Consider the following 12,143-nt stretch of genomic DNA (forward strand, 5'->3'; position numbering starts at 1 on the left):
CAGCCCGGCCCTGCTGTGATGAGAGATGCCGCCGCCCTCGCCGCCGTCCGGCAGGTTCTGGAGCTGGATCCGGCCATGGATCTCCAGACGGACCCGATGGAGCTGGCACGCCTGTCCCGCGATGCCTACGACTATTCACCGGTGCTGACGGAGCGTCTGGCTGCCTGCCGGGCGCAGCTGGTGGTCTGTCCTGCCGATGTCGCTGCAGTGGAGAGGCTGGCGGCTGTCTGTGCGCAGCATGGCGTTCCGCTCACCGTGCGCGGAGCAGGCACCGGCAATTACGGCCAGTGCGTGCCGCTGGAGGGGGGCGTGGTGATGTTGAGCGGTGGCCTGCGGGCGATCCGGGAACTGGATCCCCTCACCGGGGTGGTGACGGTGGAACCCGGCTGCCCGATGCGGGAGCTGGATCAGCAGCTGCGCCGCGCCGGTCGCCAGCTGCGGCTGCTGCCCAGCACCTGGCGCAGCGCTTCCATCGGCGGATTCATCGCCGGTGGCTCCGGTGGCATCGGCTCGATCCGCTGGGGATTTCTGCGTGATCCCGGGCATCTGCTGGGCCTGGAGGCGGTCTCCATGGAGGTCCGTCCCCGGCGGTTCACGCTGTCGGGTGAGCAGGCGGAAGCCCTGAATCATGCCTATGGCACCAATGGCATCATCACGGCCCTGAAGCTGGCCACAGCCCCGGCAGTGGACTGGCACCAGCTCAGCCTCGACTGTGCTGATTGGAACGATGCCGTCGCCCTGCTGCAGGCCTGCTGCCGATCCGCGGTCAGCCTGCATCTCGCCACCCTGCTGGAACGGCCGGTGCTGCAGCAACTCCCCGACTGGAGCGGCCCCGGTGGCGAGCATCACCGGGTGCTGCTGCTGGTCTCACCGGATGGGATCAGCAGCGTGACGCGTCTGGCCCGCAGCTTCGGTGCTGCCGTGCATGACCTTGGCCCCGAGGAGCTCGGTGGCGGCCGTGGCCTGCGGGAGCTGAGCTGGAATCACACCACCCTGCACATGCGTGCCAGCGATCCGGGTTGGACCTATCTGCAGATGCTGCTGCCGCAGCCGGAGGCTGCGGCGATGGATGCCTTGCGGGCCAGCTGGGGAGAGAACCTTCTCTGGCATCTCGAGGCGGTGCGGCAGCAGGGCGCAACCCGACTGGCGGCGTTGCCGCTGGTGCGCTGGCAGGGGGCTGAGCGTCTGAATCAGCTGATGGAGGATTGCCGCGGCGTCGGCGCGGTGCTGTTCAACCCCCACGTGGTGACCGTGGAGGATGGGGGCCTGGGGGTCGTGGATGCCGATCAGGTGGCTGCCAAGCAGCGCTTCGATCCGGCGGGGCTGCTCAATCCAGGCAAGCTGCGTGGTTGGCAGGAGCGGAGTTGATTCAGCAGCCAGGCTGTTTCAGCAGCCAAGGCTGTCCAGGGTTGCGACGCCGGTGGCTGGATTGATGCCGTCGGCCTCGCGACAGAGCCGTCGTTGGTCGTCGCGATCCAGCAGGGCATCGCTGAAGTCAGCGCCGTCGATCTGAGCACCGCTGAAGCTGCTTCCTGAGGCGATGATTCCGCTCAGAACAGCGTCCCGCAGATCGGCGCCCGAGAAATCGGCGCGGTCCATCAGGGCATCGGAGAGATCGGCGCCCCGGAAGTCGGCCTCGGCGAAAGCCCCCTGGGTGAGGATCGCTCCGTGCAGGTTCGCTCCACTGAAATCCGCGCGTCGGCCCACGGCCCCAGCGAATGAGGTGTTGGCCAGGTTCTGACCATGGAAATCGCCGCTGTCCTGGTTGGTGAGGGTGAAGTCCACGGTTTCCTGGAACAGCGCCCGGTCCTGCAGTCCCACCCCCGCTGACGTATCCAGGCCATGGGCCGCTGGTGTGAGCACCATCAGCAGCGTCAGCATCAGGGGAAGCAGCAGCTGTCGCATCGGGGGGCTGGTCGCAGGCATCACTCTGCCGTCACCACCGCCCTGGCGAACAGATCCCCAAGCAGATAAAGCGATCCAGCCACGACCGGCATCGGGCGGGGCCAGGCACCGCGCGCTTGGATCTCGAGCAGGGCGGCCTCACCACTGTCGGCCTCCAGCAGTTGGTTGTGCCATTGGGGACACTGCTCCGCCAGCCTGCTGCGCGTCCAGCTGTGATGGTCCGGCACCGGCACGATCCAGGCCCGGTCAGTGGGCTTTAGCAGGTGCTCCAGCATCGCTGGGGCCTGCTTGTGGGCTTGCATCGCCAGGATCCAGCAGACCCCGGCGTCTTCACCGGGCCAGCGGCCACGCTCCAGGGCCAGCTGGGCGGCAGCGGGTGGGTTGTGGGCTCCATCCAGCAGCAACGGATGGTTCTGCCAGCGGACGCTCTGCAGTCGTCCTGGCCAGCGTGCCTCCGCGAAGCCGCAGCGGATGGCGTTCTCGTCCACCGTCCACCCCAGCGGTGCCAGAGCTTGCAGGGCTGCGCGGGCAACCGCGGCATTGTGGCGCTGCATCACCCCGGCGAGGCCGAGCTGCCAGTCGTCCGGCAGGGGCGCAACCCAGTGGAGATTGGCTCCCTGCTGCCGGCAGGTCTCCTCGATCACGGCGGTCACCGCCGGCGGCTGCACGGCGCTGATCACGGTGGCGCCCGGCGTGATCACGGCCGCCTTTTCCCGGGCAATCAACGTGAGCGTCTCCCCGAGATGTTCACAGTGGTCGAGACCGATGGCGGCGAGGGCGATCACCGGACGACAGCGATGAGCTGTGGTGGCATCCAGGCGCCCGCCGAGTCCCACCTCGAGCACCAGCAGCTCCACCTGCTCACGATGGAAATGGCTGAGGGCGACCGCCAGAAGTTGTTCGAAGGGCGTCAGCCGATGGTGATCACTGATGGGCCGCAGGGCGATCAGCGCGTCTCTCAGACAGTCGTGGGCGATCGGTCTGCCGTCGACGCGGATTCGTTCGCACCAGCTGATCAGATGGGGAGAGGTGGTGAGTCCGCAGCGGATCTCAGCCCGGTGAAGGGCTGAGGCGAGAAAGCTGGCGATCGACCCCTTGCCGTTTGTTCCGGCGACCTGAATCGCCGGGACCTCCTGGCAGGGGGAGCGCAGCGCTTCCAGGGCCGCCTGCATGCGATCCAGCTGCAGATCCATGCCGCGCAGATCGAAGCGGGGAATCAGATCCGACAGGTCGGTCGCGGTCATCGCCCCGGGGCTTCCCTCAGCCGGCCACGCGCAGCGTGGTTTCCAGTCGCTCAAGCAGCTGACGGACTTCGCGGGCGCTGATCACAAGGGGCGGCACCATGCGCAGCACCGATGGACCTGCTGCCACCAGCAGCAATCGCTGATCGATCGCCGCCTTGGCGAGCTGAGGGGCGGTAATGCCGCTGTCCTGACGGATCACCAGTCCCTGGATCAGGCCCCATCCCCGCACACCCGAGAGCAGGTGGGGGTGTTGGAGCACCAGAGCTTCCAGCCCCTCCCGCAGCTGTCGGCCGCGCTGCTCCACCTGCAGCAGCAGGCCGCGGCGTTCGATTTCGCGGGCCACCGTCAGGCCTGCCCGGCAGGCGAAAGGATTGCCTCCGAAAGTGCTGGCGTGATCCCCGGGCTCGAAAACATCGGCCTGGGCGCGCACCAGCAGGGCCCCGATGGCATGCCCGCCACCAAGTCCCTTGGCGAGGGTGAACGCATCGGGTTCGATGCCCAGGTGTTCGTAGCCCCACCAACGGCCGCTCCGACCCATGCCCACCTGCACCTCATCGAGGATCAGAAGGATGTCGCGGGCTCTGCACAGCTCCTGCAGCTTCTGGAAATAGACCCGATCTCCAGGGTTCACGCCCCCTTCGCCCTGCAGCGGTTCAATCAGAACGGCAGCGACCGATGGTCCGGCCGCTTCATGGCGGTTCAGGCAGCTCTCGAAGGCTTCAAGGTCGTTGTAGGGGACGTAATCGAACCCATCGACGACCGGTTCAAACCCCTGGTGGTATTTCGGCTGCCCCGTGGCCGTCACCGCCGCCAGGGTGCGGCCGTGGAAGCTGGCCGTCGCCGTCAGGATCACCGGACGCTCGATGCCGCGTCGGGTGTGGCCATGTTTACGAGCCAGCTTGATGGCGGCCTCATTGGCTTCCGCGCCGGAATTGCAGAAGAAAACGCTGTCGGCACAGCTGTGGTCGACGAGCCAGGTGGCCAGCTCTTCCTGTTCCGGGATCCGATACAGGTTGGAGACATGCTGCAGCTGACGCAGCTGACGCCCCAGGTTGCGGCGCATGACCGGATCGCTGTGGCCGAGGCTGCAGGTGGCGATGCCGGCGACGGCATCCAGATAGCGCGTCCCACGGTCATCCCACACCCAGCATCCGGCCCCACGCACCAGCGTGAGCGGAAACCGGCTGTAGGTGTTCATCACAGCCGATGAATGGGAGCCGGGGGACTTGAACCCCCAAGACCAGTGGCCGGCTGATTTTGAGTCAGCTGCGTCTACCAATTCCGCCAGGCTCCCCTGAGAGGAATTGTATGGACTGACTCAGCCTTGATCGATCAACTCAGGAGGCCTGGCGTGAAATGACAGCTCCGACCCCGTTGAGCTTGGCTTCGATGTCGTCGTATCCGCGGTCCAGATGCTGAAGTCCGCTGACCTTGCTGGTGCCGTCGGCCGCGAGGCCGGCCAGCACCATGGCTGCTGAAGCTCTCAGATCGCTTCCCTTCACGGGAGCCGCACTCAACCTGAACACCCCCTCAACGATTGCGGTGTTGCCGTCCACCCGGATCGAGGCTCCCATCCGCTGCAGTTCCCCCACGTGTTGCATGCGGTTCTCGTAGATCCGCTCGGTGATCACGCTCGTTCCGCGAGCCGTCGTCATCAGGGCCATGAAGGGTGCCTGAAGATCGGTCGGGAAGCCGGGGAAGGGCTGTGTGGTGATGTCGACGGCCGTGATCTCCTTCGGCGTGATCGTGATCCCTGTGGCGTCGATGTCCAGATGACAGCCGCAGTCGCGAAGTTTCTGGAGAACAGCGTTCAGGTGGTCGGGAACCACAGGCTCGACCCGCAGCCTGGAACGGGTGATGGCGGCAGCCATCAGAAAGGTGCCGGCCTCGATGCGGTCAGGGATCACCGGATAATCCAGGCAGCCGTGCAGCGACTCCACACCCTCCACCGTGATCACGGGGCTACCGGCGCCGCTGACCCTGGCGCCCATGCGATTGAGCAGGTTGGCCAGGTCCTGGACTTCAGGCTCTTGAGCCACGTTCTCGATCGTGCTGGTGCCCTCGGCCAGCACGGCAGCCATGAGAATGGTTTCTGTGGCGCCGACGCTTGGGCAGTCCAGGATGATCGAAGCGCCCTTGAGGCGTTTGTTCGGGCCGGGCACGTTGGCGTGAATGATCCCGTGCTCAACCTGGATCACGGCACCAAGAGCCTTCAGCCCCCGGATGTGCTCCACCACAGGACGGGCCCCGATGCGACAGCCTCCAGGCAGGGGCACCTTGGCGTGTCCGAGGCGGCCCAGCAGGGGTCCGATGCTGAAGAAGCTGGCCCGGAGGCTGTTGACCAGTTCATAGGGGGGTTCGGAACTGGACAGAACGGCTGCGTTGAGTCGGACGCGATCGGCCTGACGCTCCACCTTCACCCCGAGGGACACGAGGATCTCGCTCATCCCGCCGATATCCGTCAGATCCGGGACGTTGCACAGCTCAAGCGTGTCGGCGGTCAGAAGGCTGGCCGTCATCAGCACAAGGGCGGAATTCTTGGCTCCGCTGACCCGGATGGTTCCCCCTAAGGAATGTCCACCTGCAACAGTGAGATGCGGCTTGAGAATCTCTTGAGACGCGATTGCCGCAGCCGTCATCTCTACTGATTTCTTGATTACGGGCGCATTTTTGCAAGCACTCTTGAGACCGTCTAGACGGCCGGAGTTGAAACTGGTTGTTGCCTTCGCGCCTGTTGCTCAGGAGCCCTGATCGCCGATGCCGTATGTTCGTCTTGTCGCCTGAGCGACACACGCCAGCGGATGTGGCGGAATTGGTAGACGCGCTAGTTTCAGGTACTAGTGGTGGCAACATCGTGGGAGTTCAAGTCTCCCCATCCGCACTAGCTTGTCGGTTATGAGACACCTACCGACTTCATGATTGTCCTGAAGATCTCCAACGCTTCCGAGGTCGTCGCTTCCAAGGTGGGTCGTTTCCTGGAACGCCTCACTCCCGATTCCATCGACAACGCCGCAGTCGAGGATCAGGTGATTCAGAAGCTGGTTGAGAATCTCGCTGCTGAAGGTCTCAAAGGCGAGATCGCTGCGATCAATGGGCTCGACCTCAGCGGCGACGATCTCTCCGTTCATAAAGGCCTGAAAGTGCGGAAGCACAGCAGCTTCTGACCAGGACCACGGTCATTCCATCCACCGTGTCCGGGGCATCCGATTCCCTGATCAGCAGCCGCCGGAATCCGCTCGTGAAACGGCTCCGGAGCCTGACCACGCGTCAGGGGCGAGAGCAGCAGGGCCTGCTGTTGCTGGAAGGGACTCATCTGCTGCAGGAACTGCTTCGTCTTGGCCGCAGTCCGCTGGAGATCGTGGCCACGGAACGCTGGTGGGGGATCCACGCCGACCTGGAACAGCGCCTCGATCCCACCGTCCAGCGCCAGTGCGTCACGGAATCCGTCCTGCAGGCAGCCCTCACCACCGTGACTCCTGACGGGGTGGCCTGTCTGGCACCGCTCTCCATGCTCCCCCGGCCTCCCTCCGCCCCGGATCTGATGCTGGTGCTGGATCGGGTCCAGGATCCAGGCAATCTCGGAACGCTCCTGCGCACGGCGCTCGCCGCTGATGTACAGCTGGCATGGCTCGGCTCAGGTGTTGACCCCCTCAGCCCGAAGGTGCTGAGGGCTTCCGCAGGGGCTCTGCTGCAACTCCCTCACCATCGTTTCGGGCCCGATGAACAGGCTGCGCTGGATCAGCTCGAAGCACGGCTGATGCAGCTGGCCGAGGCCGGCATTCAGGTGGTGGCCACGCTGGTGCCGGATGCGGCAGGCACCAGTCGCCCCATCCCCTACTGGCAACTGGATTGGACCCGACCAACGGCGTTGGTGCTGGGAACGGAAGGAGCGGGCCTGCATCCAAGGCTTCAGGCCTGCTGCACCCATGCCGTCACCCTTCCCCACAGCGATCGGGTGGAGTCTCTGAATGTCGCCGCCGCCGCGGTCCCCCTGCTCCTGGAGCGCCGAAGGGCGACAATGACCGCCACAACATCGCAGCAGTCCGGGTGAGCGACGCCAGTTTCGATTTCGACGTCATCGTCATCGGCGCCGGCTACGGCGGTTTCGATGCTGCGAAGCATGCTGCGGAGCATGGCCTCAAGACCGCGATCATCGAATCGCGTGACATGGGCGGCACCTGCGTGAACCGGGGGTGTGTGCCCTCCAAGGCATTGCTGGCGGCCAGCGGCAAGGTGCGTGAACTGGCCGATGATCAGCATCTGGCGAGTTTCGGCATCCACGCCGCGCCGGTGCGCTTTGAGCGGCAGAAGATCGCTGACCATGCCAATCAGCTGGTGCAGACGATCCGCACCAACCTCACCAAGTCGCTGGAACGGGCGGGCGTCACGATCCTGCGCGGTCATGGTCGCCTGGAAGGATCCCAGCGGGTCGGTCTGCGCGAGCCGAGCGGCGTGGATCGGATGCTGCGAGCTCGCGACGTGATCCTGGCCACCGGCTCGGACCCCTTTGTCCCGCCCGGTATCGAGACCGATGGCCGCACGGTGTTCACCAGTGATGAGGCGATCAATCTGGAGTGGCTGCCGCGCTGGATCGCCATCATCGGCAGCGGCTACATCGGCCTGGAGTTCGCCGATGTGTACACCGCCCTCGGTTGCGAAGTGACGATGATCGAGGCTCTGGATCGGGTGATGCCCACCTTTGATCCGGACATCGCCAAGATCGCCGGTCGCCATCTGATCGATGGCCGCGACATCGATGCCCGATCCGGGGTCCTGGCGAGCAAGGTGACGCCGGGTTGTCCGGTGCGGATCGAACTGGCGGATTTCGCAAGTCGGGAGCTTGTGGAGACTCTTGAGGTGGATGCGGTTCTGGTGGCGACCGGACGGGTGCCGAGCAGCAAAGGGCTCAACCTCGAGTCTCTCGGCGTCGAGACCACCCGTGGTTTCGTGCCGATCGACGACGGAATGCGGGTGCTGGTGAACGATCAACCCGTTCCCCACCTCTGGGCTGTCGGCGACGTGACCGGCAAGTTGATGCTGGCGCACACGGCGGCTGCTCAGGGCACGGTCGCTGTGGACAACATCCTCGGCCACAGCCGCCAGATCGATTACCGCAGCATTCCGGCGGCCACCTTCACCCATCCCGAGATCAGCTCGGTCGGCCTCACCGAAGCAGACGCCAAGGAGCTTGCGGCCAAGGAAGGCTTTCAGCTCGGAGCGGTGCGCAGCTACTTCAAGGCCAATTCCAAGGCTCTTGCTGAGCTGGAGAGTGATGGCCTGATGAAGCTTCTGTTCAACAAGGCCAGCGGCGAGGTGCTGGGGGCTCACATCTACGGTCTGCACGCCGCCGATCTGATTCAGGAAGTGGCCAATGCCGTGGCTCGTCGCCAGAGCGTGCGTCAGCTGTCCACCGAAGTGCACACCCACCCAACGCTCAGCGAGGTGGTGGAAGTGGCCTACAAGCAGGCCGCAGGTCAGCTCGTCTCCTGAATCGATCAACCCTTTACTTGAACCATGGAGATCCGTCGTCGTCCCCCCAATCCGAAGGTGCGCGTGGCGCATCTGGAATACGCCGTTCCGCACGATGAGCAGGAACCCAGGCACATCCTGGAGAAAATCGTCTGGGCCAAGGACCGTGAGGTCGATGCGGCGCGTGAGCGGGTCCCCCCTGGAGAACCTCAAGCGCCAGATCGACGAGCTGCCTCCCACCCGCGACTTCATCGCTGCCCTGCGTTCCGCTCCGGTGCTGCCGGCCGTCATCGCTGAGGTGAAGAAGGCCAGTCCAAGCAAGGGAGTGATCAGGGAAAACTTCGACCCCGTAGCCATTGCCCGGGCCTACGCAGCCGGAGGTGCCAGCTGTCTTTCCGTGCTCACCGACAAGACGTTCTTCCAGGGCGGCTTTGATGTGCTGGTGGAGGTGCGACAGGCGGTGGATCTTCCCCTGCTCTGCAAGGAATTCGTGCTCAGTCCCTACCAGCTGTTCCAGGCCCGTGCGGCTGGCGCCGATGCCGTGCTGCTGATCGCCGCGATTCTCACGGACCAGGATCTGCGCTATCTGCGGAAAGCCGCCGCCAGTCTTGGCCTGGACGTTCTGGTGGAGGTTCACGACGCCGGCGAGCTGGAGAGGGTGCTGACCCTCGGTGAATTCCCGCTGATCGGAATCAACAACAGGGATCTCACCAGCTTCGAGACGGATCTGACGACCACCGAGCGACTGACCGAGGACTTTCGACCTCGTCTTCAGCAGCAGCAGGCTCTGCTGGTCAGTGAATCCGGCCTCTTCAGCCGCTCTGATCTCGATCGGGTCCAGGCAGCCGGTGCAGGAGCCGTGCTGGTGGGGGAGGCGTTGATGCGTCAGCAGGACGTGCAGATGGCCCTGACCACGCTGATCGGTGGATAGATCCGACCGGTCCTGCAGAATCAACGTCTTCGGAGCAGTGCAGTGCTGATCAGCGTCCTCACCGGTTTCGCCGCCGGTGCTGTTCACGTGGTCGGTGGAGCCGACCATCTCGTGGCCATGGCTCCGTTCTCCCTGCGGAAGCCCCTGCCGGCCTTGCGGGCCGGCCTGGCCTGGGGGGCCGGCCACTCCGTCGGAGTGGTGGTGCTGGCGCTGATCGCGATCGGAATCAAGGATCTGGCCCACGTGAAGGCGATGTCTGCCTGGGCGGAGTTCCTGGTGGGCGTGGCTCTGCTGGTGGTCGGTGGCCTGGCGGTGCGAACCGCCTTCGGTCTGGAACTGCACAGCCATGAACACCATCACGAAGGTGACGCAATCCACCAGCACCTGCACCTGCATGTCCGGGGTCAGAGCAACCACCGCCGGCATGCCCATGCCGCGTCGGGACTGGGGCTTCTGCACGGTCTGGCGGGGGCCAGTCATCTGCTGGCTGTGATTCCGGCTCTGGCCCTTCCACCTCTCGGTGCCGCGACCTATCTGCTGTCGTATCTCTGCGGCTCGATGGCAGCGATGCTCGCCGTTGTGGCTGTGGTCTCCTTCCTCACCCTGCGCAGCGGCGCCAGGCTGCTGCCCCTCCTGGTCGGAGGCACCGGTGCACTCTCCATCCTCACGGGTGTCTTCTGGTTGCACCGCACGTCAGCGGCGATGTTCTGAAGGGGGCGTTCCGAGCGGCGTCGCTCAGCGCACCACAGACGTCACCTCGCCGATCAGCAGCCGAGAGGGGACAACCCCGAACTGACGGCTGTCCGTGCTTGCCCCAGGGTTGTCACCGAGCAGAACAAGACCCCCGTCCTGGACGTCCGCCATCCGCTTGATGATCCGGGTCGCGGGTCGATCAGGATGGCGTGCCACAACGATCGAGCCGAGGGCTGGAAGCGTCGCCCCGGCCTGCCTCGGCGTGATCAGAACCAGGTCACCGGGTACCAGGGTCGGTGCCATGGAAAAGCCGTCGACACGCATGTGACGACGGCGAAACAGAAACAGGGCAAGCAGATCGCTGAGAGCTGCTTGCGGAGGAGGCTGGCCTATCTGAGGCTGAATGGGCTCAGGAGGCTGTGACCCAGGCATCGCTGCGGCCCTTGGACTGCCAGAACATGCCGTGGATTTTCTCCACAGCTGCCATCAGTTCCTCGGCTTTGGCCTGATCGATGTTCACCTTGCAGGCGCTGCAGAGCTTGGCTGCCTTCCAGAAGGTGTCGTGCAGGTCAGGGAAGGTGGCCAGGTGGTCGGGCTTGAAATAGTCCGTCCAGAGAATCAGCAGCTCCTTCTTGGTCTTCTGGGCCTCCTCTTCCTTGATGGCCACGTAACGACCGAAGGTGTTGTTGAACGCGGCCAGGGCGGCGGCGTCGCCGGCAGCGGGTGCCTCCAGGCCCTTCAGCTTCTTGGTCATGGACAGCACCGCTTCGGCTGCCACACGGGCAGAGGCGGGGTCGTAAACACCACAGGGGCCGTCGCAGTGAGCCTCGACAACAGGGGCGGGAAGGGCACTGACGAGGGCGGTGAGGGCCGAGCGCAGCATCGGATAAGAGTGGGTTTGGCTTGATCTGAGCCTAACTGCCACTCACTTCCTCACGTCGAGCAGCTCGACCTCGAAGATCAGCGTCGCGTTGGGGGGAATCACGCCTCCGGCGCCGCGGTTCCCGTAGGCCAGATCAGGCGGAATCACGAGTTTGCGCTTGCCGCCAACCTTCATCCCGGCCACGCCTTCATCCCAGCCCTTGATCACCCTGCCGGCTCCCAGAGGAAAGCTGAAGGGGCCGCGCCCGTAGCTGCTGTCGAACTCCTTGCCGCTCTCCAGCGTGCCGCGGTAGTTGACGACCACTGTCTGTCCGGGAGCCGCCTCTGCGCCGCTCCCGATCTCCAGTTCGGTGATGCTCAGTCCGCTGGTGGTCAGGCGGGTGTCGGGGCTCTCCAGGGGACCACCCAGAGCGGAAGCGTCGGCGAGGGTGTCGTCGGGTGCCATGGCGAAAAGCGTCGGGTTGGGGTCGTCCGGATCGAGTTCGAAGCCTGGGCTGGTTCTGGCTTTGGCCGTGCTGGGCCCGGAACTGATCTCAGACGAAACAGCAGTGTTGACGGTTGCGTTGACGGTCGAGGGCGCCACCAGCTGGCTGACAAGGGCCAGCAGCAGACAGAGAACGCAGACGGTGGAACTGATCAGGATGTCGCGCACGGGAACCGGTTCGGACCGGCTGATTCTGCCCTCCGGTTCATTCCACCCGGTTCAGCTGACGCAGCTGCTGTTCGAGTCGATCGATGCGACCTCGCAGTTCATCGAGTTCCTTCTGGCTTGCCACACCGATGTCCTGGAGAAGGTTGTCGCGGTTGCGCTCCAGTTTGCGTTCCGCCTGCTCCTCCAATTCCGGCGTCTCGCCCCGCAGCGCCTTCATGACGTCGTCCACGAGGGCTGAGGCCTGGTTCGGATCCAGTCGTCCGCTGCTGACCCAGGCCTGGCTGACCCCGCGCAGCCGATCAGCCACCAGGCTGGTGGTGCCGAGGCCACGGAGCAGCAGTTGCTGGAGCGGATTGGCAGCGTCCAT

Annotated in this window: 13 protein-coding genes, 2 tRNA genes and 1 pseudogene; 7 read left to right on the top strand and 9 right to left on the bottom strand. The window is 64.9% G+C overall.

Features of this window, described 5'->3' with window-relative positions; translation table 11 throughout:
• The first annotated feature begins 18 nt into the window (after nucleotides 1–18).
• Nucleotides 19–1,368 (top strand): FAD-binding oxidoreductase, encoded by a 1,350-nt coding sequence (locus tag KR49_RS12585; protein WP_043696130.1) that lies wholly within the window; start codon nucleotides 19–21, stop codon nucleotides 1,366–1,368.
• 18 nt (nucleotides 1,369–1,386) lie between these two features.
• Here the strand turns inward: KR49_RS12585 and KR49_RS12590 are convergent, their stop codons facing one another.
• From KR49_RS12590 to murA, 5 genes are all read right to left on the bottom strand, one after another.
• Complete coding sequence (locus KR49_RS12590; RefSeq protein WP_253912880.1) at nucleotides 1,387–1,881, bottom strand: pentapeptide repeat-containing protein; 495 nt, start codon at nucleotides 1,879–1,881, stop codon at nucleotides 1,387–1,389.
• Between the two features lie 44 nt (nucleotides 1,882–1,925).
• Nucleotides 1,926–3,149, bottom strand: coding sequence for a folylpolyglutamate synthase/dihydrofolate synthase family protein (locus KR49_RS12595; RefSeq protein ID WP_043696136.1), 1,224 nt, complete (start codon nucleotides 3,147–3,149; stop codon nucleotides 1,926–1,928).
• 16 nt (nucleotides 3,150–3,165) lie between these two features.
• On the bottom strand, nucleotides 3,166–4,347 hold the full coding sequence (locus KR49_RS12600) for an aspartate aminotransferase family protein (RefSeq protein ID WP_043696139.1): 1,182 nt from the start codon (nucleotides 4,345–4,347) through the stop codon (nucleotides 3,166–3,168).
• Between the two features lie 13 nt (nucleotides 4,348–4,360).
• Nucleotides 4,361–4,443: transfer RNA gene (locus KR49_RS12605), tRNA-Leu, on the bottom strand.
• Nucleotides 4,444–4,486: 43 nt separating this feature from the next.
• Nucleotides 4,487–5,788 (bottom strand): UDP-N-acetylglucosamine 1-carboxyvinyltransferase, encoded by a 1,302-nt coding sequence (murA, locus tag KR49_RS12610; protein ID WP_043696142.1) that lies wholly within the window; start codon nucleotides 5,786–5,788, stop codon nucleotides 4,487–4,489.
• 158 nt (nucleotides 5,789–5,946) lie between these two features.
• Between murA and KR49_RS12615 the strand changes: the two genes are divergently transcribed.
• From KR49_RS12615 to KR49_RS12640, 6 genes and pseudogenes are all read left to right on the top strand, one after another.
• Nucleotides 5,947–6,030, top strand: a tRNA-Leu gene (locus KR49_RS12615).
• 34 nt (nucleotides 6,031–6,064) lie between these two features.
• A complete protein-coding gene (locus KR49_RS12620) occupies nucleotides 6,065–6,313 on the top strand; it encodes a hypothetical protein (RefSeq protein ID WP_043696145.1) in 249 nt (82 codons plus the stop codon).
• 47 nt (nucleotides 6,314–6,360) lie between these two features.
• Nucleotides 6,361–7,200: an RNA methyltransferase gene (locus KR49_RS12625; RefSeq protein ID WP_043697549.1), complete on the top strand. Its 840-nt coding sequence runs from the start codon at nucleotides 6,361–6,363 to the stop codon at nucleotides 7,198–7,200.
• Nucleotides 7,197–8,639, top strand: a complete 1,443-nt coding sequence (lpdA, locus tag KR49_RS12630) for a dihydrolipoyl dehydrogenase (RefSeq protein ID WP_043696149.1) — start codon at nucleotides 7,197–7,199, stop codon at nucleotides 8,637–8,639. Before KR49_RS12625 ends, lpdA begins: the two co-directional genes overlap by 4 nt.
• A 24-nt stretch (nucleotides 8,640–8,663) precedes the next feature.
• Nucleotides 8,664–9,549, top strand: a pseudogene (trpC, locus tag KR49_RS12635) (indole-3-glycerol phosphate synthase TrpC).
• 42 nt (nucleotides 9,550–9,591) lie between these two features.
• Nucleotides 9,592–10,260 (top strand): hypothetical protein, encoded by a 669-nt coding sequence (locus KR49_RS12640; protein ID WP_043696153.1) that lies wholly within the window; start codon nucleotides 9,592–9,594, stop codon nucleotides 10,258–10,260.
• Nucleotides 10,261–10,284: 24 nt separating this feature from the next.
• On the opposite strand, the gene sodX is transcribed toward KR49_RS12640, so the two are convergent.
• From sodX to KR49_RS12660, 4 genes are read right to left on the bottom strand one after another with little or no spacing between them, the layout of a single operon-like run.
• Nucleotides 10,285–10,674, bottom strand: a complete 390-nt coding sequence (gene sodX / locus KR49_RS12645) for a nickel-type superoxide dismutase maturation protease (protein ID WP_253912771.1) — start codon at nucleotides 10,672–10,674, stop codon at nucleotides 10,285–10,287.
• A complete protein-coding gene (sodN, locus tag KR49_RS12650; protein ID WP_043696156.1) occupies nucleotides 10,652–11,125 on the bottom strand; it encodes a superoxide dismutase, Ni in 474 nt (157 codons plus the stop codon). Before sodN ends, sodX begins: the two co-directional genes overlap by 23 nt.
• A 42-nt stretch (nucleotides 11,126–11,167) precedes the next feature.
• Nucleotides 11,168–11,776: an FKBP-type peptidyl-prolyl cis-trans isomerase gene (locus KR49_RS12655; RefSeq protein ID WP_043696159.1), complete on the bottom strand. Its 609-nt coding sequence runs from the start codon at nucleotides 11,774–11,776 to the stop codon at nucleotides 11,168–11,170.
• A 37-nt stretch (nucleotides 11,777–11,813) separates the two neighbouring features.
• Nucleotides 11,814–12,143: a phasin family protein gene (locus KR49_RS12660; RefSeq protein ID WP_043696164.1), complete on the bottom strand. Its 330-nt coding sequence runs from the start codon at nucleotides 12,141–12,143 to the stop codon at nucleotides 11,814–11,816.

The organism is Synechococcus sp. KORDI-49, from assembly GCF_000737575.1.
GTDB lineage: Bacteria > Cyanobacteriota > Cyanobacteriia > PCC-6307 > Cyanobiaceae > Parasynechococcus.